This is a genomic window from Paenarthrobacter sp. YJN-D (assembly GCF_015040335.1).
Lineage (GTDB): Bacteria > Actinomycetota > Actinomycetes > Actinomycetales > Micrococcaceae > Arthrobacter > Arthrobacter nicotinovorans.
The window spans coordinates 1,339,496-1,363,384 of the sequence record NZ_CP053549.1; the positions used below are offsets into that span (position 1 = coordinate 1,339,496).

Here is a 23,889-nt window from a genome sequence, read left to right on the forward strand (position 1 = left end):
GGACATTCGCTGATGCAGCCCGGCGGCCCGCTTTTTCTTCCGACGCCGGAGGCCCCGTAATGACCGACACCCAAATTAGTAGCTTTATCCGCGACTGTGTGGTGTTTGAGGACGACACTGAGAACGGCTTGGAATTTGACACTTTCTACGGCCTGTACATCAGCTGGTGCGTTCTCGGACGAAAAATCCCCATCCCCGACTCCGCCTTCAAGACCGCCCTTGAGCGGGAGGGCCTCAAAACCATCAAGCTGAATGGCCAGCGGATCTACCCTGGCATGAGCATGGTCGGCCCGGCCGCAAGGGACTACGTAGTCAACAGCGTTCCCATGTGGAACGACTCCGCAGCCAGCGCCTATGCACTTTCCGAGGCTGTGGAGGATGCGGTTCCGTCCATCGCCTGATATCACGTCGCTTCTACAGCCCATGCACCTAGGATTTGATAGGGGCATGGGCTGTTTCCATGTCCGGGCTGTCTTCTGAAGGGAAATACGTGAAGCCTTCCATTGTGTGGTTCCGGGATGACCTCAGGGTTGCCGACAACCCGGCCTTGCGGGCCGCCGTCGACGACGGTGCTGCGGTGGCCCTGTACGTCCTTGACGAGGAATCGGAAGGCCTCAGACCTCACGGTGGCGCTTCCCGCTGGTGGCTGCATCATTCGCTGGTGTCCCTTCGCGAGGACCTCGCGGCCCTTGGCATCCCCCTGCTTCTGCGGCGCGGCGACGCTGCCTCCGTTGTCCAAAAAACCACGACGGCGCTCGGTGCCGGCGGTTTGTACTGGAACCGGCGCTATGGTGCGGCCGAGCGCACCGTCGACGCCGGGATCAAGGCCTGGGCGGGTGAGGCCGGTCTGCATGTTGCCAGCTTCCAGGCCTCCCTCCTTCATGAACCCTGGGAGGTCACCACCAAGACCGGTGGCCAGTACAAGGTCTTCACGCCTTTCTGGCGGACGGTGTCCGCGCAGGACTTCCGGGAGCCGTTGGCCGTACCGGAAAAAGGCCACGGATTCACCGGCAAGCTCCCGGCTTATGACGAGCTGGATTCCTGGAACCTCCTGCCCGGCAAGCCTGACTGGTCGGGCGGGCTGGCGGAGATGTGGACTCCTGGTGCTGCCGCGGGGCACAAGCGGTTGGACGCTTTCGTGGCTGACGGTCTCTCCAACTACAGCGAGGGCCGAAACCGTCCGGACACCGATGGCAGCAGCTGCCTCTCGCCCTACCTGCGCTGGGGTGAGCTCAGCCCGTTCGAGGTGTGGCACGCGCTGGGGTCCAAGCGCTCCGAAAGTGCGGGCATTTTCGCCTCGGAGCTGGGGTGGCGGGAGTTTTGCTGGCACCAGTACTTTCACAATCCGAACCTGGCCACAGCCAACCTTCGTCCCGAGTTTGACCGTTTCCCCTGGGCGTGGCCGGGCAGCAATAACGGCAATGGCAAACATCCCGGCCATGAGTCGGCACCCGAGGAGTTCCGCGCCTGGCAGCAGGGCCGCACCGGCTTCCCCATGGTGGACGCGGGCCAGCGCCAGCTGTGGCACTCAGGCTGGATGCACAACCGTGTCCGCATGGTCGCTGCCAGCTTCCTGGTGAAGAACCTTGGCATCCATTGGCAGCTCGGTGAGCAGTGGTTCTGGGACACCCTGGTGGACGCCGATCCGGCGTCGAACCCCGCCAACTGGCAGTGGGTGGCAGGGTCCGGGGCTGACGCCTCGCCGTTCTTCAGGATTTTCAACCCGGAGGCCCAACGCGTGAAGTTCGATCCCCAGGGGAAGTACATTGCCCATTGGATTCCCGAGTTCGGCACTCCCGAATATCCGGAGGAGATCGTTGATCTGAAGACCACCCGCGCCGAAGCGCTGGAGGCTTACAAGGAGATGAGGGAAGTCCACTAAGGAGGTCCCGCAGGTCCCGCAGGCCCGGCTATAGGCTGGGTCCATGTCGACGGAGTCCATCCTGAAGGTCCTCATCATGGCGTTCGCGGCCATGTTCATCGCTGCGGTTGCCTGGTGGGCCCGTAAGCATCCCAACCGGTCCAAGGAGTACCCGGAGCGGGTTCGCATGCCAAAGGTCGTGCCGGGAGTTGGTTGGCTTTTCCTTGTTGTGGGCCTCCTGATGGGACTCGTCGCCTTCACCTCCGACCATGCACGGGACCCTCTGGCCTTCCGTATCGCTTCGGTGGCGATCGTGGTGGGTGGAGTGGTATTCGTTCTCATGTACCGCAACTTCTATGTGGCACCCCGCGACTTTGAGGTGGCTTTCCGCAGTGTTCTCGGCAAAGAGCACATTCTTCACTACAGCGACATTGCGCACTACAGCTTCCAGACCTTGAAGGGGCAGCCGTACCTGACGGTCAAGTCGGTAAACGGCGTCAAGCTCAGCCTGAATATCAGGGCCTACGACATGACACCGCTCTTGCGCGCCATCGACTTTCATCAGGTCACCGGGCACTGGCCCGCCCGGACGGAGGCGGTGGGCGGCGCTGCCGGATCCGAAAAACAGCCCTCTGGAAATTAGTAGGAAGTCCGAGTATATTCGGATTCAGAGATGACCTGGATCACAGTTGGTCACGTGTTCCCGCCGTGTTCCCAGCACTGAGCGGCACGGTAGTCATTCACGATGCAAAGGAGCATTCCACTATGGTGCGCGAGCTTTCACACTACGTAGACGGCCAGAGGGTTGACGGCACATCGGGCCGGTTCAGCGACGTCTACGATCCCTGCACGGGCGAAGTCCAGGCCAGGCTGCCGCTGGCCAGCGCCGACGAGGTTCGCAACGCCGTCGCAAATGCCGAAAAGGGCCAGCTCGAATGGGCAGCCATGAACCCGCAGCGTCGGGGACGCATCCTGCTCAAGTTCGTGGACCTCGTCAACGAGAACATGGACGAACTCGCCCGGCTCCTGTCCTCCGAACACGGCAAAACCTTTGCCGATGCCAAAGGAGACATCCAGCGCGGCATCGAAGTCGTTGAATTCTCCGCGGGTGCCCCGCATCTGCTCAAGGGCGAGTTCTCGGACAACGCCGGACAGGGCATCGACGTCCATTCGCTGCGCCAGCCGCTGGGCGTCGTCGCAGGGATCACGCCGTTCAACTTCCCGGCCATGATCCCGTTGTGGAAGTCCGGCCCGGCGCTCGCAGCAGGCAACGCCTTCATCCTGAAGCCTTCGGAGCGGGACCCCTCGGTTCCGCTGCGCCTCGCCGAGCTGTACAGCGAAGCCGGCGTGCCGAACGGCGTCTTCAACGTCATCAACGGTGACAAGGAAGCCGTGGACGCACTGCTGGAGGACCCTCGGGTGAAGGCGATCGGCTTTGTTGGCTCCACGCCGATTGCCCAGTACATCTATGCCACGGCCGCCGCCCACGGCAAGCGTGCGCAGTGCTTCGGCGGGGCGAAGAACCACATGGTGATCATGCCCGACGCCGACCTCGACATGGCTGCCGACGCCCTGATTGGTGCCGGGTACGGTTCCGCGGGCGAACGCTGCATGGCCATCTCCGTGGCGGTGCCCGTTGGCCAGGAAACCGCCGACGCGTTGGTGGCCAAGCTGACCGAGCGCGTGAAGGACCTGAAGGTGGGCCACAGCCTGGACAAGGACTCCGACTTCGGGCCCGTGGTGGCAGCTTCCGCGAAGGAACGGATCGAGGGCTACATCCAGTCCGGCGTGGACGAAGGCGCAACGTTGGTCACGGATGGTCGCGGCCTCACCGTGGAAGGCTACGACGGCGGGTTCTGGGTTGGCCCCACACTCTTCGACAACGTCACCAAGGACATGAAGATCTACAAGGAAGAGATCTTCGGCCCCGTCCTCAGCGTGCTGCGGGCAGCTGACTACGACGAAGCGCTGAGGCTCTGCAGCGAGCACGAGTTTGGCAACGGCGTCGCAATCTTCACCCGCGACGGCGACTCCGCACGCGACTTCGCCAGCCGCGTCGAGGTGGGCATGGTGGGGATCAATGTGCCGATTCCCGTCCCGATTGCCTACTACACCTTCGGTGGCTGGAAGGCCTCCGGGTTTGGCGACCTGAACCAGCACGGCGCCGACGCTTTCCGCTTCTACACCAAGACCAAGACCGTCACCTCGCGGTGGCCCTCCGGCATCCGCCAGGGCGCCAGCTTCGTGATGCCGGCAGGCAGCTGATGGGAGATCCGCAGGAGGAAGACGAAGTCCTGTTTGAGCGTCGCGGACACTTGGGGGTTGTCACGCTCAACCGTCCCAAAGCGGTCAACGCCCTGAATCACGGCATGGTCAAAGCCATGCTTCGACAACTGGTTGCCTGGGCTGATGACGATTCGGTGCAAACTGTCTTGGTGCGCGGTGCCGGAGACCGTGGGCTCTGCGCCGGCGGCGACATCGTGGCCATCTACAAGGACATGCTGCACGGCGGCACGGAAACGGCTGCGTTCTGGGCTGACGAGTACCGGCTGAACCTGCTCATTTCGCAATACCCCAAGCCCTATGTGGCTTTCATGGATGGGCTGGTTTTGGGCGGGGGCGTTGGCGTTTCGGCCCATGGCTCGGTCCGTGTGGTCACCGAACGGACCCGCACCGGGATGCCGGAAACCACCATCGGTTTCGTGCCCGACGTCGGTGGCACGCTCCTGCTGTCCCGCGCACCTGGTGAAGCGGGCACCCACGCTGCACTCACCGGCGCCCACCTATCCGGTGGGGATGCCCTGTTCCTTGGGCTCGCCGATCACTTTGTGCCGTCCGACAGCCTCCCCGCGCTGGCAGAAGCGCTGGAAAGCTCGACGGCGGAGGCCGCCGTCGAGCGCTTTGCGCAAGCCGCGCCGGACTCGGCGCTTGCGGCACAGCGGGGGTGGATCGATCCCGCCTACGCGTATGACGACGCGGAGGAAATCGTGCGGAGCCTGCGCGAAGCTGGGGGAGAGGCAGCGTCCGCGGCGGACACGATCGAGGCAAAATCGCCCACGTCCGTGAAGGTGGCCTTGGAGTCCTTGCGCCGCGTCCGGGGAGTGACGCTGGAGGAAGCGCTGGACCAGGAATACCGTGTGGGGCTGCGTTGCCTGGCCGGGCCCGATTTCCGGGAGGGCATCCGGGCCCAGGTGGTGGACAAGGACCGAAATCCGCAATGGAAGCCGGCAACCCTCGCGGACGTCCAGGCATCCGACGTCGAGGGCTACTTTGCGCCGCTCGGCGAACGGGAGTTGGGCCTCGCCTCCTTGGGCGCGAAAACCACATGACCTGCAGTCAGCAGCTATTCAGCAGCCAGTCGAAGGAGACGACATGACAGAGAACGCAGCATCCGCAACGGGACTCATCGCTTTCCTCGGCCTGGGTCATATGGGCGGACCCATGGCCGCCAACCTGATCAAGGCCGGCCACCAGGTGATTGGCTATGACCCCGTCCCCGCAGCCGTTGAAGCTGCGGAAGCGCACGGGATTCCCATGGCTGCCTCGGCACACGAGGCTGCAGCTGAAGCCGCGGTGGTGTTGACCATGCTGCCCAGCGGCAAGCACGTGCTGGATGCGTACCGGGGTGTGGACGGGCCGGGACTGCTTTCCGTCGCCAAGCCGGACACCTTGTTCCTGGATTGTTCCACCATCAACGTTGACGAGGCCCGGCAGGCCGCCGTCATTGCCGTGGAAGCAGGCCACCGGTCCGTGGACGCGCCGGTTTCCGGTGGTGTGGTGGGGGCCGAGGCAGGCACGCTGACCTTCATGGTGGGTGCTTTGCCGGAGGACTTCGAAACCGTAAAGCCGATCCTTGAACTGATGGGGAAGAGGATTGTCCATTGCGGTGACCACGGTGCCGGGCAGGCCGCAAAGGTGTGCAACAACATGATCCTGGGGGTGTCCATGATCGCAGTTGCGGAAGCCTTCGTACTCGGCGAGAAGCTGGGCCTCACGCACCAGGCGCTGTTCGACGTCGCCTCCAATGCCTCCGGCCAGTGCTGGGCACTGACCACCAACTGCCCGGTCCCAGGGCCGGTACCCACCAGCCCCGCCAACCGTGACTACCAGCCCGGGTTCGCCGGCGCTTTGATGGCCAAGGATCTGCGGTTGGCCGTGAACGCCTTGGAAAGCACAGGCGTTGCCGCCGAGATGGGTCCGCTGGCCTCCCGGATCTACGACGCTTTCGCGGCAGGCGAGGGCGCGGGGAGGGACTTCTCCGGAATCATCACCGAGATCCGGGACAAATCCGTGTGAGAGTTTGAGCTGTGTCCATGAGGGTTTTGACGAGAGGGAGAGCATGACGGAGCAGTACCAGAACATTGTGGTGGAACGGCGGGGCAGGGTTGGCTTGGTGACGTTGGACCGGCCGTCGGCGCTGAACGCGCTGAACACTGCTCTCATGAACGAACTCGTGGAAGCCGTGTCCGCCATGGACACCGATCCCGATGTTGGGGCGGTAGTGATCACGGGATCGGCCAAGGCCTTCGCGGCAGGCGCCGACATCAAGGAAATGTCTTCCAACAGCTATATGGAAATGTACGCGGCGGACTGGTTCCGGCACTGGGAGGACCTCACCCGATTGAGGATCCCCGTCATCGCAGCCGTTTCCGGTTTTGCCCTGGGTGGAGGGTGCGAGCTCGCCATGATGGCTGACTTCATCATCGCCGGTGACAACGCACGGTTCGGCCAGCCCGAAATCAACCTGGGCGTCATTCCGGGCATGGGCGGTTCGCAGCGGCTGACACGCGCCGTCGGCAAGGCCAAAGCGATGGACATGGTGCTGACCGGACGGTACATGGATGCTGAAGAGGCTGAGCGTTCCGGGCTGGTGTCCCGGGTGGTGCCGGCTGCGGAGGTCATTGAGGAAGCTGTCAAAGCGGCCGAAGTCATCGCATCCAAGTCCAAGCCCGTGGCGATGATGGCAAAGGAAGCCGTCAACGCGGCCTTCGAAACCGGGCTGGCCCAAGGGGTACTTTTCGAGCGCAGGATCTTCCACTCGCTCTTCGCCACCGAAGACCAGAAGGAAGGCATGGCCGCGTTCAGCGGAAAACGGGAGCCGGAGTTCAAGCACCGGTAGGAGATCGCTCAAACCGGGCCGGCCGACACGCAGCGGCTGTTCTCCGCGTTTACTTCCGCAATGCAGCGGGGCCCGGCTCACGTTCCATCCCCCGGACCTCCGCCGGGACCAGCGCCGCGTCAAAGAACGCGCGCTCCAGCCGCACGGCTTCGGCGAAGGTGGTTGCCACGCGCCCCCGGGCTGCGGCGTCTTTAGGCTCGACGGCGTCGAACTCGTCGCGCAGCCAGGTCACCCATGCGTTGTACTCCGGGTTGTTGTGGAGACGGATCCACTCGGCGTGCTTTGCCGAGGTGGGCCACTGACCGGGGTCGCCGGCGCGGGCTGCCCAATCGCCGTACAGCCACTCTGCCACCAGAAGGACCGCCAGGACCTCAGGGTAGGAGCGGGTTGCCAGGGCGCTGCGCATGAGGGCATCGAAGTCGCGGGTCACCCTGTGGAGTGCGGGCGCCGCGCGATCTGCCTCGGGAACGTCGAGCTCGGCAAAGCAATCCTGGAAGTAGGTGTTCTCATCGGAGGCAAAGCCTCCCAGTACACCGGCGAAGACCAACCGGGAGGGCAACGACGGCGCTGAGGCCACCGCTTGGCCCAGCAGGGCTGTGAAGGCATCACAGAACTGATAGTCCTGCACGAGGTAGTGGCGCAGGTTTTCATCGGGGAGGGAACCGTCCAACAACTGGTCCACGAACGGATGGTTGACGGCGGCGTCCCAGTCCTCGGCGTGCTGGTTCCTGAGTTCATTGGCAAAGCTCACGCTGTTTCCTCCTGAGTTGTCGGCCCTCGGAGCTTAGCAGCGGGGCTCTGCCCCCTCCTCTATGGAGGTCCAAGGCCCCTGCGACTTCCTTCGTTATATTGTCGGTGCCTGCTGCCAGAGTTGGGACATGGGGCTGATTGGGGAGAGTGGACCGGGCGCAGCAGTGGCGCTTGGGCGTGGTCGCTCCGCGCCGGATGCTGGTCAACCGGGCTTCCTTCCGCCCGGTGTCGGCGTACTTCCGGCCAGCACCGTCAGCGCGGACTTGATCGAGCAGTTGCGTGTCCTGGAGGAGATGAAGTCAGCCATCTGCGGATTGCAGGCGCGGGTTGCCGTCGCCTTTGACCTTGCCCAGCGCGCCGAACAAGCCGAGGCCAACGTCCCCGCATCGAAGCGTGGCCAAGGAGTAGGTGCCCAGGTTGCGTTGGCCCGGCGGGAGTCACCGAACCGTGGTTCCCGGCTGCTTGGTTTGGCGAAAGCCCTTGTTATGGAGATGCCGCGGACTTTGGCAGCGCTGCAGTCCGGGCAGCTGAATGAGTGGCGGGCCACACTGCTGGTGAAGGAGACTGCGTGTCTGTCTGTTGAGGATCGGTGCGCAGTGGATGAGGAACTCGCGCCCGATACCGGGACCTTTGCGGGCAAGGGCGACCGGGCGATCATTGCAGCTGCGAAGGCGGCGGCGTATCGACGGGATCCGAGGTCGGTGGTCGGGCGTGCCAGCCGTGCCGCGGCCGAACGAACCGTGAGCCTGCGTCCTGCGCCGGACACCATGACGTACCTGACCGCGCTGCTTCCCGTCGCCCAAGGAGTGGCGGTCTACGCAGCCCTGACCAAGGCTGCTGATTCGGCCCGCTGCCACAGTGAACTGGCTGGTGGGGATGCCGTATCTGCCGGGGTCGTCCCGACACGCGGCCAGCTCATGGCCGATACTCTGGTTGAGCGCGTCACTGGTACCCCGGGCGGAATCTCCGGGATCAATCTGGACCTCGTCATGACCGACCGGACCCTTTTTCAGGGCGATAGCGAACCAGCACGCCTCAACGGCTACGGAATCGTCCCTGCCGAGTGGGCCAGATCAATGGTCGCCGAGGGCCAAGTTGAGCAGGATCAACCTGATGAGAACCATGCCAACGAGCTCACTGTCTGGCTTCGCCGGCTATACACCGCGCCGTCCACGGGAGAGCTGCTTGCCACCGATTCCAAAGCGCGGCTCTTTACTGGTCGACTTCGGCGATTCATCGGAACCCGCGACGATACCTGCCGGACACCGTATTGCGATGCACCCATCCGGCATATCGACCACATTGTGCCTTGGCGTTCCGGAGGCGAGACCAACCTCGCCAACGGCGCAGGACTGTGCGAAGCCTGCAATCACACCAAGGAAAACCCCGGCTGGTCCGCCAGAGCCATCCACGGTGACGTGCATACGCTCGAAATCAGAACCCCCACAGGACACAGCTACCGGTCAAAGGCCCCGCCACTACCTGGATACCGACCCTCCAGAACGTAGGGCCCTCATTGCCCTCGGCGTTGACGTGGGCGTTATTCTTCCGTGAAGTCTCCGGCATCCCTGCGGAAGGCGCCGAGTACGCGGATGAGGTGGTCGACGTCGTCGTCCCCGAAACCCGACTTGCCAAACACCTCCGAGTTGAGAGCCGCCGTCGCCTTTTTCGCGAGGGTGCGGCCCTCAGCAGTCAGCTCAATGAGCGTGGTGCGGCCATCAGTGGGGTGCGGTGAACGCGCCACCAGGGCGGCCTTTTCCAAGCGGTCGACGGCGTTGGTTACCGAGGTGGGGTGCACTTGCAGGAGCGCACTGGCTTTGTTCATGGGCAGCGCGCCGCTGCGGGCGAAACTCAGCAGCGCCAGGAGCTCGTACCTTGCGAACGTCAGCCCGAACGGTTTGAGGACGGTTTCGATCCGCGCAAGCAGGATCTGTTGCGTGCGCATGATCGCGGTGATGGCTGCCATGGGCGCGGCGACATCGCCCCAACCATGCCGTTCCCAGTTCCGCTGGGCATCGGCGATGGGATCGCGGGGGAGTGGGGTGCCCATGGGCCTCCTTGGTTGCTCGGGTGCTTAGTCTTTCAGATTCGGGAACTCTTCTTCGGTGTATTCCACCCCTAAACCTGTGGGAAGCGGACCGTCTCCATGCCGGGCAACTTCCGTTCCCCGGAGCTCCACCCGCCGGATCTTGCCTGAAATCGTTTTGGGCAATTCGCCGAACTCCAGGCGCCTGATCCGCTTGAAGGGTGCAAGTTGTTCCCTGCAGTATTTCAGGATGTCCTCCGCCACGGCAGGGCCGGGCTCGTAGCCCGCGGCCAGCACCACAAAAGCTTTCGGCACCGACAATTTCACGGCATCAGGCGAAGGCACGACGGCGGCCTCCGCCACTGCGGGATGCTCGATCAGGACGCTTTCGAGCTCGAAGGGGGACAACCGGTAGTCGGAGGACTTGAAGACGTCATCATCCCGGCCGACGTAGGTGATCACCCCGTCGGCGTCCCGGCTGGCCATATCGCCGGTGTGGTAATAACCGTTGCGGAAGGCATCGGCCGTCTTGGCTGCATCGCCGAAGTAGCCTTTCATCAGCCCCACGGGCCTGGGGTCCAAGCGCAGGCAAAGTTCGCCGTCGTCGGCTTCCTCTCCGGTGACCGGGTCCACCAGGACCACGTCGTACCCGGGCAGCGGCCGGCCCATGGAGCCGATCTTGACCGGCTGGGCGGGGGTGTTGGCGATCTGGACTGTCGATTCGGTTTGGCCGAAGCCGTCGCGGATGGTGACGCCCCAGGCTTGCTCCACCTGGCCGATGACCTCCGCGTTGAGCGGTTCGCCTGCCGAGACTACCTTCCGTGGCGGGGTGGCCAGCTGCGTGAGGTCGGCCTGGATGAGCATGCGCCACACGGTGGGCGGGGCGCAGAAACTTGTCACGCCTTCCCGGCCCATTTGTGCCATGAGGGCGGCCGCGTCGAAGCGTTCATAGTTGTAGATGAAGACCGTGGCCTCGGCGATCCATGGCGTGAAGACGTTGGACCACGCGTGCTTGGCCCAGCCCGGGGAGGCGACGTTCAGGTGCACGTCGCCCGGTTCCAAGCCGATCCAGTACATGGTGGAAAGGTGGCCCACTGGGTAGGAAGTGTGGGTGTGCTCCACCAGCTTGGCGCGGGATGTGGTGCCGGACGTGAAGTAGAGCAGAAGGGTTTCGTCGGCGCGGGTGGGGGCGTCGGGCGTGAAGTCCGTGCCGGCGTCGTAGGAATCCGTGTACTGTTTGGCGTCCGCGTTGGTGCGCTCCGCGCCGACCTCAATGAGTTGGTAGTTGCCCTCGACGTCGGCGAACTTGCCGATGTTGGCACTGCCGACCGCCACCCAGGCTGCGCCGCCCCGCTCGACACGGTCCTGGAGATCCCTGGCTCCCATGAGCGTGGTGGTGGGGATCATGACGATGCCCAGCTTGATGCCCGCCAGCATGAGTTCCCAGAGCTCCACCTGGTTGCCGAGCATGATGATCATGTGGTCGCCGCGCCGTACCCCCTGGCCACGGAGCCAAGTGGCGAGCTGTGACGACCTGTCCGACAGTTCCTTGAACGTGCGCCGCGTGGAGCTGCCGTCCTGCTCCACGATGATGAGCGCGGGCTTGTTGCCCCGTTCCCCGTCCGCTGCGAGTTGGTCGAACCAATCCAGGGCGAAGTTGAACTCGTCGAAGCGGGGCCACTGAAATTCTGCGTGCGCGGTCGCGTAGTCCTCGCGCAATGCCAGCAGCCGGTCGCGGGCCGCACGGAAGTCTTCTGTGACTGTCATAGTCCGCCTTTCGCTGTGGGATTGCCAGGGCACCCTTGCCCGGCATCCCGCCTAGTGATCCACATCACCTTGCAATATACTAGGACATCCAAGGGTTTGGAAGAGCCTTCCGGGACATGACGAAGGGGTCTAATGCTCGAGCAAAAAGCTGCCGGCACCGTTACCAGCGGTCCAGCTTCAGAACGCGTCCTCCCTCCTTACCCGGAGGCGGACCTCATGCACGTGGTCGACCTGCTCCCCGACGGGGAACGGGAGCGGTACGTGCAGATCAGGGAGTTCCTGCAGTCACACATCCGTGCAGCCAGTATCGATTACTGGAACCGGGAAGAATTTCCCTTCGGACTGCTCGCGGAGATGGCGGGGTTCGGGCTGGGTGGGCTGCAAACGGACGGCTCCTCGCAGCTGTTCAAGGGGCTCATGTACACCGAAGTTGCACGCGCCGACGTGTCCCTTTCCGCGTTGGTGGGCATCCACAATGAACTCATCGTCGGCATGATCAACGAGCTCGGCTCCCCGGAGCAGAAGCGCAAGTGGCTGCCCGGCCTGCAGGCTTTCACCCAGCTGGGCGCCTTCGCGTTGACGGAACCGGACCACGGTTCGGATATCGCCGGCGGACTCTCGACGACGGCGCGGCGCGACGGCGGCGAATGGGTCATCAGCGGTGCCAAGCGCTGGATCGGGGCCGGCACCATCGCCGACTTCGCTTTGGTCTGGGCGCGTGATGTTTCCGACGGCCACGTCAAGGGCTTCATTGTTGAAACGGACCGGCCAGGCTATTCTGCGACGAAAATCTCCAACAAAATCGGCCTCCGCATCATGCAGAATGCCGATATTGTCCTGGAGGAGGTCCGGATCCCGGCGTCGAACCTCCTGCCGGGCGCAACAGAGTTCTCCCGGGCGAACGATCTCCTGCGGGATTCCCGTGCGTGGGTGGGCTGGCAGGCTGCGGGCATCCAGTTGGCCGCTTTTGATATTGCGCGGTCCTACGCCTTGGAGCGGAAGCAGTTCGGCAAGGAACTCGCCCGCTTCCAGCTGGTGCAACAGCAGCTCGCCGACATCCTGGGCAACGCCAATGCTTCCCTGTCCATGATGGTTGAACTGGCGCGGATCCAGCAGGCGGGAAAGCTCCAGATGGTGCAGGCCGCCATGTGCAAGGCCACCACCACACGCCTGGCGCGTTCATCGGTGGCCATGGGCCGGTCCCTCCTGGGCGGGAACGGAATCACCACCGATTACGAGATGGGAAAGCTGTTCGGTGACGCCGAAATCCTCTACACCTACGAGGGCAGCTACGAGATCAACTCGATGATCGTGGCCCGCGCGGTGACGGGGAAATCGGCGTTCGTCTAAAAGTGGAAAGGGCATCCCTTCGCTGGTGCGGAACCAGCGAAGGGATGCCCTTGTCGTGCTTGCTATGGGGTGTGATTGCCAGGGGTGTGCTTGCTAGGAATTGCGGGCCGCGGCGAGGGAGGGGTCGGCCTTTGCCGGGTCTGCCTGGTCTTCCGGCGCGGCAGCCGGCACGGCAGCGTGTTCGGCCAGGACCCCTGTCTTGTGCCTGATGCGGAGGCGGTAGAGGAGGGCTCCGCCCACCACCACTGCGGCAACGAACATCACACCGCCCCATTGCAGGTACCACTCGAAGGGCGGGACTGAGTTGTAGATCTCCGGTCGCGGCCACACCAGGTTCAGCGTCATCGCGCCGCCCCACAGGACTGCCAGGATGTTCACGGGCAGCCCCCACTTGCCGAGGCTGAATCCGGGTTCTGATCCGTCGTCCTTCAGTGGCCACTTTTTGAGGAACCGGCGCCGCAGCATCGGCACGGTGACCAGCAGGTAGGAGAGGTAGATCAGGACGATGCTGATGCTGGAGAGAATAGTGAAGATTGCAGGCTGCGAGATGTTGACGATCAGCGGGATCACTGCCACGACGCCGATGACGATGGCGGCCACCGTGGGGGTTTTCCGGGTGGGATGCACTTTGCTGAGCTGGCGGCTGAAGGGAAGGTTGTTGTCCCTCGCCATGGCGAACATCATCCGGATGGCGGCTGCGTGGACGGCCAGGGTGCAGACGACGACGGCCACGACGATGCAGACAAGGAAGGCCTTGCCGAAGGGGCCGCCCAGCACCGAAAGTACGATGTACTGCAAGCCGCCATCGGCCGCTCCGATTTTGGGATCGGAAAGATCCGGGGCTGCCAGGATTCCGCCCAGGAGGAGCAGCCCGCCCAGCAGGAAGGATGCTGTGACGGCACGCAGGATCGCTTTGGGGGCCGTGCGCTTGGGGTCCTTGGTTTCTTCACCGAGTGAACTGGCGGTATCGAATCCGTACATGACGTAGCCGGAAGCCATTGCGGCGATGAGGAACACGCCGAAGAAGCCCAAGGGGTGTTCCTCGCCGAACCCGGCGGTGTCCAGGAGAACTTCCGGTCCGCGCACGGAGTGCCAGATGAGGGCCACGATGAGCAGGACGGCCGCCACCAGTTCCACGAACACGCCCACGCTGTTGATCATGGTCATGAGCTTTACGCCGAACGCATTGATGAGCGTGGAGATGCCGATCATGATGCTGGCAAGGATGACCCCGTTGACGGCGAAGTCGTACGGGCCGGTACCGTCGCCGACCAGTTGGAAACCGCTCCAGATCTGCGGCAAGGTGATTTGAAGGGCCAGGGCAACAGATCCCAGCGCCATGATGGACGAGAGCAGCAGCAGCCATCCGGCCAGCCACGCCCAGGTTCCTGTTGAGAGCCGCTTGGCCCAGTTGTAGACCGAGCCGGCCACGGGGTAGCGTCCGGCCAATTCCGCAAAGCACAGGGCAACCATGAGTTGGCCGACGAACACGATGGGCCATGACCACGCGTACGCGGGACCGGCCGTGGAGAAGCCGAAGTAGAACAGTTGGAAAACGCCGGTGAGGATGGAGATGTAACTGACGCCGGCTGCGAAGCTGGCAAACTTTCCGATGCTGCGGTCCAGGGTTTGGGCATAGCCAAACTCGTCCATACCGCTTGCATCGCTCTTGCAGGGTCCTAATTTGCTGGGTTCTGACATTCGAACTCCTAACTCAGACATGCACGAATGGTGATGACCTGCGGCCGCCATTGGTCGCAGTCGAAATCAAAAGGCCGGGCACATCTGCGTGCCTCAGGCTGTTTCCCCCGTTGATGTTGCGTGGCTGGCCGGGACGTTCGAGGTGGTCGATGTCCGGGCCGGTCCGCCAAGCCACTTCCGTTTAAGTGTGGCGTGGGTCATAAGAAGCAGGTTAGTTTAGTTTGAACATGCGTTCAAGACTTGTGAATGAACAAATGTTCAAGAATAATGCGCGCCTTTCCGTTCACCGCCGCGCCCCTGGGGGTGCGCGGAAGCGCCGGTGAAGGCGCGCCCTCTTCACCGCTGGTTTCGGATGATGTCCCGTGCCCGCTCAGGCAAGGGACAAACTGAAGTCCGCCTCCGCCGTCGTCGTTTCGCCCGACCGGCCGGCGCGGATGAGGTCTGCGCACCGCTCGCCAATCATCATCACGGTGATGTTGGGGTTTACCGTGACGTGCTCGGGCATAACGGAGGCGTCGGCCACGCGAAGGCCCGTTACGCCCTTGACGCGCAGTTCGGGATCCAGGGGCGACATGTCGTCGCTCACCGGGCCCATGCGGACTGTCCCGACGGGATGGTAGACGGTGTTGTGCGTCTTGCGGATGTAATCCTGCAGTTCCTCGTCGGTCTGCGCTTCGATGCCGGGGGAGAGCTCCCGGCCGGCCCATTCAGCCATGGCCGGCTGGGCCGCGATTTCCCGGGCTTTGCGGATGCCGGCCACCATGACGCGCATGTCGTGGCCTTCCGGATCGGTGAAGTACCGGGGATCCACCATGGGCTTGTCGCGGAAGTCCCGGCTGCGGAGCCGCACAGTCCCGCGGGAACGGGCATGGGTGACGTTCGGGGTGAGGCTGAAGCCGTTCTCCGTGGTGGGGTAGCCGTAGCGCAGGGTGTTCATGTCGAAGGGGACCGAGCCGTAGTGCATCATCAGGTCCGGACGGTCCAAGCCCTCCTCGGTGGGGGTGAAGATGCCGATTTCCCACCATTGGGTGGAGGTCTGCACCATCGGCTGCTTGGCTTCGAACTGGACGACGCCTTCCGGGTGGTCCTGCAGGTGCTCGCCCACGCCGGGCGAATCCACCAGCACCTCGATGCCATGGGCCGCCAGGTGGTCGGCGGGGCCGATGCCGGAGAGCATGAGGAGCTTCGGGGAATCAATGGCGCCGGTGGAGAGGATCACCTCGCGATGTGCCGAGAGGCGGTGGGTGCGGCCGAAGGCTGAATCAACCACGTCGACGCCGGTGCAGCGCTTGTCCGCGTCGAACACCAGTTGGCGGGCCCGGAGGCCCGTGAGGAGCGTGAAGTTGGGGCGGTCAATGATCGGGTGGATGTAAGACACCGAGCTGGACGAGCGGGTTCCGTCCGAGCGGCGGTTGATCTGGAAGAAATTGGCTCCGTTCACAACAGTGGTGCCCGTATTGAACTTGGCCCGGGGGATCCCTGTCTGCTCGCAGGCATCAAGCAAGGCCACTCCGGCAGGGTCCGCCGGGGGGACATTCATCAAGTGGACCGGGCCGGAATCGCCGTGGTGGGGAGCGTCCGGGCCGGCGTCCTCGTTCGTTTCGAGCCTTTTGTACAGCGGCCAGGCGGCGTCGGCGTTCCATCCCGTGGCCCCGTACTTGGATTCCCATTCGTCCAGGTCCTCGCGGGGAGCCCAGAAAGCTATGCAGGAGTTGTGGCTGGAGCAGCCGCCCATGACCTTGGCGCGGGCGTGACGCATGAAGGAGTTGCCGTTCTCCTGTGGTTCCACCGGGTAGTCCCAGTCGTACCCCGACTCCAGCAGTTCCATCCAGCGGTCCAGCTGCAGGATTTCGGGCAGGTTGCGGTCATCCGGACCGGCTTCAACGAGGGCCACCGTCACGTCCGGATCCTCGCTCAACCGGGCGGCAACCGCGGCCCCTGCGGACCCGCCGCCGATGACGACGTAGTCGAACGCGCGCTCGCCGAGGGTTTCGATGTTGTCGCTGTGCATCTAGTTCTCCTTGCCGTGGTCAGCGAACCAGCCGGTCACCTGGGGGCTGGTGTTCTGGTAGATGTGCTTGGCTTCCTGGTACTCAGCCAGGCCGGTGGGGCCGAGCTCGCGGCCCACTCCCGATTGGCCAAAGCCGCCCCACTCCGCCTGGGGGAGGTAGGGGTGGTAGTCGTTGATCCAGATGGTGCCGTGACGCAACCGGCCGGCCACGCGCTGTGCCTTGCCGGCGTCCTGCGTCCAGACAGCTCCAGCCAGTCCGTAGATGGTGTCGTTGGCGATGGCCACGGCTTCGTCCTCGGTCCGGAAGGTCTCAACGGTTACTACCGGGCCGAACGCCTCGTCGACCACCACCGACATTCCCCGGGTGACGCGGTCCAGGATGGTCGGCTGGTAGTAGAACCCGGCGTCGTACTTCTGTCCTTCAGGCGCCGAGCCGCCGGTCCGCAGCCGGGCGCCTTCCGCGATGCCGCGCTGGACGTACTCGTGGACTTTGTCGCGGTGTTCGGCGGAGATCAGGGGGCCGGTTTCGGCGTCCTCATCGAACGGCCCGCCCAGGCGGATGGTTTCGGCGCGGCGGACAAGCTCGTCGACAAAACGCTCTGCGATGGACTCCTCCACCACCAGGCGGGCACCTGCGGAGCAAACCTGCCCGGAGTGGACGAAGGCTCCGTTGAGGGCGTTGTCGACGGCGGCATCGAAGTCGGCGTCGGCGAAGACAACGTTGGGGTTCTTGCCACCGAGTTCCAGCGCCACCTTCTTGACGGTGGCGGCTGCGGCCGCGGCGATGCTCTTGCCGGTTTCCAGTCCGCCGGTGAAGGAAACGAGGTCGACGTCGGGATGTTCCGTCAGCGGTGCGCCCACCTTGCGGCCGGGTCCGGTGAGAAGGTTCGCGACGCCGTCGGGCAGGCCAAGATCCTTCAGCAGCTGCATGGTGAGAATGGCGGTGGACGGCGTCAGCTCGGCGGGCTTGAGGACGAAAGAGCAGCCGGCGGCCAGTGCCGGGGCGATCTTCCAGGCTGCTTGCAGCAGTGGGTAGTTCCACGGTGTGATCAGGCCGCAGACGCCTACGGGTTCGTAGACGATCCGGCTGACGACGTCGGGATTTCCGGCGTCCACAACGCGGCCCGGCTGCTGGCCCGCGAGCCTGCCGAAGTATTCGAAGCAGGCCGCGATGTCGTCCATGTCGATCCGGCTCTCGATAATGCGCTTGCCGGTGTCCAGGGATTCTGCGCGGGCGAACTTCTCGCGGCGTTCGCGCAGTTCCGCGGCGACTTTGAGCAGGAATGCGCCCCGCTCGGGTGCCGGGACGGAGGACCAGACTCCGGAGTCGAAGGCCGCGCGGGCTGCGGCAATAGCGCGCTCGGCGTCTTCGCGGCCGCCCTCGGATACCGTGGCGACCAACTCGCCGTCGGCTGGGTTGTGAATGTCGCGGACCGCGCCGGACGCAGCCGGCTCCCACGATCCGTTGATGAAAAGAGTGGATGCGGAATCAGAAAATGTGGCTTGGGTCATACGAAGCAGGTTAGTTCACTTTGAACATCTGTTCAAGGAAAATCATGAACAGATGTTCAAAGTGGTAGCTGTCTCGTCCTTCCAGTGACGCGGCATTCGTCAACCCATCCAAGCCCCGGGCCGCTACGAATCAGTTGCATGAAAAAGCTTGGATCCCGGACCAGAGGTACCGACAGCATGGCGGCGCTGGCAGGCGTGGTGTCGGCCGGCGTCGTGCTCGCCGTAGCGGAACTGATCGGCGCATTCTTCACTGCCAGGGCAACCCCGGTGTTTGCACTGGGATCCACCTTCATCGACTTCACGCCGCCCTGGATGAAGGACTTTGCGATCGCCACGTTCGGCACCAACGACAAGGCCGCCCTGTTCGTGGGCATGGGCGTAACCATCGCCGTGCTTGCCTGCGTACTGGGTGTGGTGGCCTACCGTAAGTGGGCCCTCGGCGTCCTGGGCGTGCTGTTCATGGGCGCAGTGATCGTGGCCTGCGTCCTGACCCGTGCAGGGGTGGGTTTCGCCGACGCCATCCCCTCGATCCTGGGAACCATCGCCGGGCTTCTGGTCCTGCGGCGCCTCATGGTGCCGTTGTGGGGGATGAAGGCGTGGCCGGAAGCTCCCGCGGACATGGCGGCCGACGCCGAAGTCCGCAACGGCAGTGCCGGCGTTGGCACCGCCGGGACCAGCCGCCGTCGTTTCTTTGCCGCTGCCGGAATCACCGCGGTGGCTGCCGGCATCGCCGCAACCGGTGGGCGGTTGCTCGGAGCCGCGCGCAACAACATAGCCGAGGCCCGGAACGCGCTGAAGCTCCCCGCGCCGGTCAAGGCCGCGCCTCCCGTGCCGGCCGGCGTCCAGTCCCCGGTTGAGGGAGTCTTGCAATGGCTGACACCCAACAGCGAGTTCTACCGTATTGATACCGCCCTGAGTGTCCCGGAAATCAACGTCAATGACTGGCAATTGCGGGTGCACGGAATGGTCGAGGAAGAGGTCACCCTCAGCTTCCAGGACCTGCTCGATGCCGAACTGATCGAATCGCATGTAACGCTGACCTGCGTGTCCAACCCTGTGGGCGGAAAGCTGGCAGGCAACGCCAAGTGGCTGGGTCTTCCCATCCGCGAGGTCCTGGCCAGGGCCAAACCCAAGGAAGGCGCGGACATGGTGCTTTCGAAATCCATCGACGGCTTCAGTGCTTCCACCCCGCTCGAGGTCCTTCAGGATGACCGCGATGCCATGCTGGCGATCGGCATGAACGGGGAGCCGCTTCCGGTGGAGCACGGATACCCTGTGCGGATGGTGGTTCCGGGGCTGTACGGGTTCGTTTCAGCCACTAAATGGGTGGTGGACCTGGAAGTCACCCGCTTCGCGGACAGTAAGGCGTACTGGACTGAGCGTGGCTGGTCGGAGCGCGGCCCCATCAAGACCATGGCACGTGTGGACGTACCCAAGTCCTTTGCGAAGTTCCCGGCAGGCAAGGTCGCCGTGGGTGGCAGTGCATGGGCGCAGACGCGGGGAATCACCAAGGTGGAAGTGCAGATCGACGACGGCGAGTGGGTCGAAGCAACCCTCTCCGATGAGGCATCCACAATTACTTGGCGCCAGTGGTCCTATGAATGGGATGCCACACCCGGGATCCATTACGTCAAGGCCCGCGCCACCGACGGTACCGGAGAAGTCCAGACGGAAAAGCGCGCAGATCCTGTGCCTGACGGCGCCTCGGGCTGGCCGTCGGTGATGGTGACGGTGGAGTAGCTGCGGGTACTCGTCAACGAGCTATTCGGAGTGTCTGCTCATCCGTGACGATGCGGCCGGGAACCAAGAGATGGTTTCGGAAAGAGAAAGAGCCCGCTGGACAGCGGGCTCTTTCGTAATCTTTTGTCCGCGAGGGGAGGCCTAAGCCCACGAAACACGCGACTCGTGGTAATCACTTTAGGATAAATATGTGCCGTATGCCAATTCAGCTGCACAGGCCGCGATTCACGCGTCCCTGTCCGGACCCCGCATGTCCACCTACCTTCAGGCCACCTCTGGAGACTCGAAAAGAGCGTTGGACCTCTACGGATGGAATGCTCGGGCGTCGGCAGCCCTGATGCTGCCAGCGCATTTCGCCGAAGTTATCGTTCGGAACGCTGTGTCTGATGCCTTGACCGGACTTTACGGTCCGGACTGGCCATGGAACCCAACGTTCGAGGGCAGCCTCCCAGGGGGCCTCGTGGACGTTACAGTCCTCGGTGGGATTTGGTCTCGACCCGTACTAGCCAACCTACAACGGGCAAAGTCATCGCTGAATTGAAGTTCGTCTTCTGGCAGAAGATGTTCACCGCGCGTCATGACGAACGCCTTTGGGATCAAGCCATTTTATCCCTGTTCCCTCATGCATCAGCCAAGACCGCAGAGGCCTTGCGTGGACAGATCTATGCAGACTTGGATGCAATTCGTCTGCTCCGGAACCGTATCGCCCACCATGAACCAATCTTCAAACGACACCTCGCCGACGATCTGAAGAGAGTGGTCGAACTAGTGGACATGCGCTGCGCTGCCACCGCCGGCTGGGTCAGGGCCATCGAGACGGCAAGCACGGTCCTCCGCGAACGTCCCTGACTGCCTTCCTGCTACCTAGCGGTGCTCGCCCTGAAGGGCAGAGCCAAACGCAATCTCTTCCGTGCGCGCAATTCCCCGCTCGATGGCCGCCTTGTCGATGCCCAGAAGCGTGGTGAGCCACATGCCGTTTTGCACGACGACGACGTCGTCCGCCCGGGCCTTGCATTCATCGGCGGAGAGCCCGGGAACTGCGTTTCCGATCAGTGCAGCCAGCCCCTGCAGGTACCGGTCAAAGGCTGCGGCGTTGATTTGTGCGAACTCCTCATCGGCCTGGGCGAGGGCCCACAAGTGAAGGCGAAGGGACAGATACCTCGTTGTCAGGAGTCCGGGGTCGGCAACGCGCCGAAGAGCCTCCCGCAACTGCTCCTCGGGAGTCGAAGCCGGTTCAGGCTCCACCAACAGAAGGTCGTGTTCCTCAATCTGGTGCAGCACCGCACGGATCAGGCTCGACTTGTCCTCGTAGTAGTAGTTCACAAGCCCCAGGGCCACGCCGGCTTCGCGCGCCACCGCACGCATGTTGATGCCCGAAATGCCGTGGCGGGACAGCAACTCCAGGGCTGCTTCGAGGATGCGTGTCTGCCTGTCAGCCTGTTCGCCGGTTTTTACGGTGCTTGTACCCATCCGGCCAGACTATTGCCAAACCCGGATCAGCGCATCCCGACCGCCTAGAGGTTTCTTTCCGCGTAGATACGCAGGGCATCCCGCACAAAAGCGGCCCCTGATTCCCCGCCGTAATTGGCGGCAAAACGCGGATCTGCCACATACATTTCGCCCAGGCCCGAGACGTAACCTTTGACGTCTCCGCCAGGTGCCGCCGTCGGGGTTCCCGGGATGCCGCGCAACCACTCGACGTGCCGTTTCGCGAGGTCCTGCGCTTCAGCGCTGTCCGGTTCGACGCCGGATTCGGCGGCCGCAATCCAGTCCGAGCCGAGCTTCCGGACACGGTCCTTCCATTGCTGCTTTTCTTCGGCGCTCATACCGCGCCACCAGGAATCGCCGGCGGCGTAGGCATCCTTGCCCCAGCGTTCCTCGACTTCGTCCTTGTACTGTGTGTGGTCGAAACCATCAAACATGTCCTGTGCCATGTACTTTCCATCCCCTTGCATCGTGTCGATTGTTTGCCGGACTGAGGCGATTTGCCGGGCAAGCCGGTCCCGCTCCTGGCCGAGCCATTCCAGATGGCTGCTCAGTGCTTTGACCGTGTCCGTCTCGCGATGGAGCACTTCGGCGATGGCCGGCAGGCCGAGCCCCAGTTCCCGGAGCAGGAGGATGCGCTGGAGCTGGACCAAGGCCGGACCGTCATAGTAGCGGTAGCCGTTATGGCCGGTCCGGCTTGGCTTGAGCAGCCCGATGTCGTCGTAGTGACGCAGTGTGCGGCTGGTAGTCCCTGCGATCCTTGCGATTTCCTGGATTGACCAGTCCATCTGTCCTCCGTCTCCTCCTTGTGCTTCGACATTAGAGGTTGACGTTACGTCAAGGTCAAGGGGATCGTGCCTGCCACTAGTCGGCCAGGATCAGGTAGAGCGCCCGGCGGGTTTCGTCCAGTTTCTCGATTGCGGCCCGGCGCTGTTCCTCCGTGGCCGCGCCGCGGAACTGGTGGATGACCCCCATCAGCTTGCCGATGCTCTGGTGGAATTCCTGCATGTTTCCGTCGGCCTCGGTATTCCAAGCGTTGGCGAGTTCTTCCTCATGCTCGGCAACGTAGGCGCGGCCGTCATCGGTGAGGGTGAATTCCGTCCGGCGACCCTCGCCCACTGCCGTGATGAGCTCTTCATCAACCAGCTGCTGGAGGGTGGGGTAGACGGAGCCGGGGCTCGGGCGCCACGCTCCGGACGTCTTCTCGGCAATGGTCTTGATCAGGCCGTAGCCGTTGGAAGGAGCCTCAGCGAGCAGGGAGAGGATTGCCGCGCGGACATCGCCGCGGTTACGGCGGGGGCCGCCCGGGCCGAAGCCTCTCGGCCCGAATCCGCCGGGACCGAATCCGCCGGGGCCGAATCCCGGGCCAAAGCCTGGTCCGCGCCCTGGCCCAAAGCCGCCTCCGCCGTGCCCGCCCGGACCGCGACGGCCCTTGCTGCGGTTGAAGCGGCTGCGGCCGTGGGGACCTTCGCCGCGTTCCGGGAAAGAGTTTTCTTCGTGATTGTGGATGCCTTTCATAACAGCATCGTCCTTTCGATAGTTGTCACCGAAGGAGTATCGGCGATAGTTAACGATATATCGGTAGCTATCGCAGTGTCAATGGAGGTGAGGGAGGGTTTGGGGGAAGGGCGCGGGAGGTGAGGGAGGGTTAAAGAACGACGGCGGGTGCGGACTTATCGCTAAGTCCGCACCCGCCGTCGTGGATGTCTTTAGTGGCGTCGCTGGAAGGCTGCGCCTACTTCCACCAGGTATCGAAGATCGTGACCGGCACCGTCCGCTTGTGGCGGGTCCGGAGATATTTCTGCTCGATCAGTTCCGCTGACGCCTGGTCGACGTCGCGGCCTTCAAGGTAGTCGTCGATCTGGTCGTAGGTAATGCCGAGCTCGTCCTCATCGGTGCGGCCGGGCTTGTTATCCAGGAGGTCGGCCGTGGGGACCTTCTCCCAGACGCGCGACGGAGCTCCGAGCTCGGCAAGGAGTGCGCGGTTCTGGCGTTTGTTGAGGCCGAACAGCGGCAGGATGTCCGCGCCGCCGTCGCCGAATTTAGTGAAGAAGCCCGTCACGGACTCGGCGCCGTGGTCGGTTCCGATCACCAGGTAGTTGTGTTCGCCGGCTAGTGCGTACTGGGCGATCATCCGTGCGCGCGCCTTGGTGTTGCCCTTGTGGAAGTCGGAGATCGGAGCGCCGGTGGTTTTCTCGAACTCGTCCTCGAAACCGTCAACGGCCCGGGAAATGTTGTAGGTCCATTCGGTCTTGGCCTTGATGAAGTCCAGTGCTGCCTGGGCGTCGTCCTCGTCGTGCTGCACGCCGTAGGGAAGGCGGACAGCCACGAAGTTTGCATCGACACCTTCGGCCTCCAGTTCCTCCACTGCGAGCTGGGCGAGGCGGCCGGCCAACGACGAATCGATGCCGCCCGAAATGCCCAGGACAAAGCCTTTGGTTCCTGTTGCCTTCAAGTAATCCTTCAGGAAGGTGACCCGCTTGCGGATCTCCTCCGCAGGATCGATCCGGGGCTGGACGCCCATTTCCTCAATGATCTTGGCCTGGAGTTCGCGCATGTGTTCCACA

Annotated in this window: 21 protein-coding genes; 11 read left to right on the forward strand and 10 right to left on the reverse strand. The window is 63.6% G+C overall.

Annotated features, from left to right (window positions below; genetic code table 11):
- Positions 1-59: 59 nt before the first annotated feature.
- The 7 genes from HMI60_RS06405 to HMI60_RS06435 all read left to right on the forward strand — a co-directional run bounded on the left by HMI60_RS06405 (position 60) and on the right by HMI60_RS06435 (position 6,980).
- On the forward strand, positions 60-401 hold the full coding sequence (locus HMI60_RS06405) for a hypothetical protein (protein WP_026267411.1): 342 nt from the start codon (positions 60-62) through the stop codon (positions 399-401).
- A gap of 89 nt (positions 402-490) precedes the next feature.
- A complete protein-coding gene (locus tag HMI60_RS06410; RefSeq protein ID WP_193590773.1) occupies positions 491-1,882 on the forward strand; it encodes a deoxyribodipyrimidine photo-lyase in 1,392 nt (463 codons plus the stop codon).
- Between the two features lie 43 nt (positions 1,883-1,925).
- Complete coding sequence (locus tag HMI60_RS06415) at positions 1,926-2,504, forward strand: hypothetical protein (protein WP_018779485.1); 579 nt, start codon at positions 1,926-1,928, stop codon at positions 2,502-2,504.
- A 122-nt stretch (positions 2,505-2,626) separates the two neighbouring features.
- Positions 2,627-4,126, forward strand: a complete 1,500-nt coding sequence (locus HMI60_RS06420; protein ID WP_018779484.1) for a CoA-acylating methylmalonate-semialdehyde dehydrogenase — start codon at positions 2,627-2,629, stop codon at positions 4,124-4,126.
- Positions 4,126-5,190, forward strand: a complete 1,065-nt coding sequence (locus tag HMI60_RS06425) for an enoyl-CoA hydratase/isomerase family protein (protein WP_193590774.1) — start codon at positions 4,126-4,128, stop codon at positions 5,188-5,190. The genes HMI60_RS06420 and HMI60_RS06425 overlap by 1 nt, the downstream gene beginning before the upstream one ends.
- Positions 5,191-5,233: 43 nt before the next feature.
- Positions 5,234-6,157 carry a 3-hydroxyisobutyrate dehydrogenase gene (gene mmsB / locus HMI60_RS06430; RefSeq protein WP_079582492.1) on the forward strand — a complete coding sequence of 308 codons (924 nt, stop codon included), beginning with the start codon at positions 5,234-5,236 and terminating at the stop codon, positions 6,155-6,157.
- A gap of 43 nt (positions 6,158-6,200) precedes the next feature.
- Positions 6,201-6,980, forward strand: coding sequence for an enoyl-CoA hydratase (locus HMI60_RS06435; RefSeq protein WP_018779481.1), 780 nt, complete (start codon positions 6,201-6,203; stop codon positions 6,978-6,980).
- Between the two features lie 49 nt (positions 6,981-7,029).
- Here the strand turns inward: HMI60_RS06435 and HMI60_RS06440 are convergent, their stop codons facing one another.
- Positions 7,030-7,731, reverse strand: coding sequence for a TenA family protein (locus tag HMI60_RS06440; RefSeq protein WP_193590775.1), 702 nt, complete (start codon positions 7,729-7,731; stop codon positions 7,030-7,032).
- Between the two features lie 127 nt (positions 7,732-7,858).
- Here HMI60_RS06440 and HMI60_RS06445 point away from each other — a divergent pair, with 127 nt between their 5' ends.
- Positions 7,859-9,238 carry a DUF222 domain-containing protein gene (locus HMI60_RS06445; protein ID WP_227453669.1) on the forward strand — a complete coding sequence of 460 codons (1,380 nt, stop codon included), beginning with the start codon at positions 7,859-7,861 and terminating at the stop codon, positions 9,236-9,238.
- A gap of 32 nt (positions 9,239-9,270) precedes the next feature.
- Here HMI60_RS06445 and HMI60_RS06450 read toward each other — a convergent pair whose 3' ends face one another.
- Positions 9,271-9,780, reverse strand: a complete 510-nt coding sequence (locus tag HMI60_RS06450) for a MarR family winged helix-turn-helix transcriptional regulator (protein ID WP_018779478.1) — start codon at positions 9,778-9,780, stop codon at positions 9,271-9,273.
- Between the two features lie 24 nt (positions 9,781-9,804).
- A complete protein-coding gene (locus HMI60_RS06455; protein WP_193590776.1) occupies positions 9,805-11,523 on the reverse strand; it encodes an AMP-binding protein in 1,719 nt (572 codons plus the stop codon).
- Positions 11,524-11,655: 132 nt separating this feature from the next.
- Between HMI60_RS06455 and HMI60_RS06460 the strand changes: the two genes are divergently transcribed.
- Complete coding sequence (locus HMI60_RS06460) at positions 11,656-12,873, forward strand: acyl-CoA dehydrogenase family protein (RefSeq protein ID WP_018779476.1); 1,218 nt, start codon at positions 11,656-11,658, stop codon at positions 12,871-12,873.
- A gap of 93 nt (positions 12,874-12,966) precedes the next feature.
- On the opposite strand, the gene HMI60_RS06465 is transcribed toward HMI60_RS06460, so the two are convergent.
- The 3 genes from HMI60_RS06465 to HMI60_RS06475 all read right to left on the reverse strand — a co-directional run bounded on the left by HMI60_RS06465 (position 12,967) and on the right by HMI60_RS06475 (position 18,097).
- On the reverse strand, positions 12,967-14,574 hold the full coding sequence (locus HMI60_RS06465) for an APC family permease (RefSeq protein ID WP_052247096.1): 1,608 nt from the start codon (positions 14,572-14,574) through the stop codon (positions 12,967-12,969).
- Between the two features lie 370 nt (positions 14,575-14,944).
- A complete protein-coding gene (locus HMI60_RS06470; protein WP_039239459.1) occupies positions 14,945-16,585 on the reverse strand; it encodes a GMC family oxidoreductase in 1,641 nt (546 codons plus the stop codon).
- A complete protein-coding gene (locus HMI60_RS06475) occupies positions 16,586-18,097 on the reverse strand; it encodes an aldehyde dehydrogenase family protein (RefSeq protein WP_018779473.1) in 1,512 nt (503 codons plus the stop codon).
- Between the two features lie 138 nt (positions 18,098-18,235).
- Here HMI60_RS06475 and HMI60_RS06480 point away from each other — a divergent pair, with 138 nt between their 5' ends.
- Both HMI60_RS06480 and HMI60_RS21010 read left to right on the forward strand, forming a co-directional pair.
- On the forward strand, positions 18,236-19,837 hold the full coding sequence (locus HMI60_RS06480; RefSeq protein ID WP_193590777.1) for a molybdopterin-dependent oxidoreductase: 1,602 nt from the start codon (positions 18,236-18,238) through the stop codon (positions 19,835-19,837).
- Between the two features lie 537 nt (positions 19,838-20,374).
- Positions 20,375-20,686: a hypothetical protein gene (locus HMI60_RS21010; RefSeq protein WP_200888217.1), complete on the forward strand. Its 312-nt coding sequence runs from the start codon at positions 20,375-20,377 to the stop codon at positions 20,684-20,686.
- A gap of 15 nt (positions 20,687-20,701) precedes the next feature.
- Here the strand turns inward: HMI60_RS21010 and HMI60_RS06490 are convergent, their stop codons facing one another.
- From HMI60_RS06490 to nadE, 4 genes are all read right to left on the reverse strand, one after another.
- A complete protein-coding gene (locus HMI60_RS06490) occupies positions 20,702-21,307 on the reverse strand; it encodes a TetR/AcrR family transcriptional regulator (protein WP_193590778.1) in 606 nt (201 codons plus the stop codon).
- 44 nt (positions 21,308-21,351) lie between these two features.
- On the reverse strand, positions 21,352-22,110 hold the full coding sequence (locus HMI60_RS06495) for a MerR family transcriptional regulator (RefSeq protein ID WP_193590779.1): 759 nt from the start codon (positions 22,108-22,110) through the stop codon (positions 21,352-21,354).
- Between the two features lie 76 nt (positions 22,111-22,186).
- Positions 22,187-22,840, reverse strand: coding sequence for a PadR family transcriptional regulator (locus HMI60_RS06500; RefSeq protein ID WP_193590780.1), 654 nt, complete (start codon positions 22,838-22,840; stop codon positions 22,187-22,189).
- Between the two features lie 217 nt (positions 22,841-23,057).
- Complete coding sequence (gene nadE / locus HMI60_RS06505; protein WP_018779467.1) at positions 23,058-23,879, reverse strand: ammonia-dependent NAD(+) synthetase; 822 nt, start codon at positions 23,877-23,879, stop codon at positions 23,058-23,060.
- Positions 23,880-23,889: the final 10 nt, after the last annotated feature.

Excerpts from the sequence above, each read along its gene's own strand:
- HMI60_RS06470 (WP_039239459.1), bottom strand. The coding sequence starts at position 16,585 with ATGCACAGCGACAACATCGAAACCCTCGGCGAGCGCGCGTTCGACTAC.
- HMI60_RS06495 (WP_193590779.1), bottom strand. The coding sequence starts at position 22,110 with ATGGACTGGTCAATCCAGGAAATCGCAAGGATCGCAGGGACTACCAGC.
- HMI60_RS06480 (WP_193590777.1), top strand. The coding sequence starts at position 18,236 with ATGAAAAAGCTTGGATCCCGGACCAGAGGTACCGACAGCATGGCGGCG.
- HMI60_RS06415 (WP_018779485.1), top strand. The coding sequence starts at position 1,926 with ATGTCGACGGAGTCCATCCTGAAGGTCCTCATCATGGCGTTCGCGGCC.
- mmsB (WP_079582492.1), top strand. The coding sequence starts at position 5,234 with ATGACAGAGAACGCAGCATCCGCAACGGGACTCATCGCTTTCCTCGGC.
- HMI60_RS06460 (WP_018779476.1), top strand. The coding sequence starts at position 11,656 with ATGCTCGAGCAAAAAGCTGCCGGCACCGTTACCAGCGGTCCAGCTTCA.
- nadE (WP_018779467.1), bottom strand. The coding sequence starts at position 23,879 with ATGCGCGAACTCCAGGCCAAGATCATTGAGGAAATGGGCGTCCAGCCC.
- HMI60_RS06450 (WP_018779478.1), bottom strand. The coding sequence starts at position 9,780 with ATGGGCACCCCACTCCCCCGCGATCCCATCGCCGATGCCCAGCGGAAC.
- HMI60_RS06490 (WP_193590778.1), bottom strand. The coding sequence starts at position 21,307 with ATGGGTACAAGCACCGTAAAAACCGGCGAACAGGCTGACAGGCAGACA.
- HMI60_RS06455 (WP_193590776.1), bottom strand. The coding sequence starts at position 11,523 with ATGACAGTCACAGAAGACTTCCGTGCGGCCCGCGACCGGCTGCTGGCA.
- HMI60_RS06435 (WP_018779481.1), top strand. The coding sequence starts at position 6,201 with ATGACGGAGCAGTACCAGAACATTGTGGTGGAACGGCGGGGCAGGGTT.
- HMI60_RS06500 (WP_193590780.1), bottom strand. The coding sequence starts at position 22,840 with ATGAAAGGCATCCACAATCACGAAGAAAACTCTTTCCCGGAACGCGGC.
- HMI60_RS06445 (WP_227453669.1), top strand. The coding sequence starts at position 7,859 with ATGGGGCTGATTGGGGAGAGTGGACCGGGCGCAGCAGTGGCGCTTGGG.
- HMI60_RS06475 (WP_018779473.1), bottom strand. The coding sequence starts at position 18,097 with ATGACCCAAGCCACATTTTCTGATTCCGCATCCACTCTTTTCATCAAC.
- HMI60_RS06405 (WP_026267411.1), top strand. The coding sequence starts at position 60 with ATGACCGACACCCAAATTAGTAGCTTTATCCGCGACTGTGTGGTGTTT.
- HMI60_RS06425 (WP_193590774.1), top strand. The coding sequence starts at position 4,126 with ATGGGAGATCCGCAGGAGGAAGACGAAGTCCTGTTTGAGCGTCGCGGA.
- HMI60_RS06465 (WP_052247096.1), bottom strand. The coding sequence starts at position 14,574 with ATGTCAGAACCCAGCAAATTAGGACCCTGCAAGAGCGATGCAAGCGGT.
- HMI60_RS06420 (WP_018779484.1), top strand. The coding sequence starts at position 2,627 with ATGGTGCGCGAGCTTTCACACTACGTAGACGGCCAGAGGGTTGACGGC.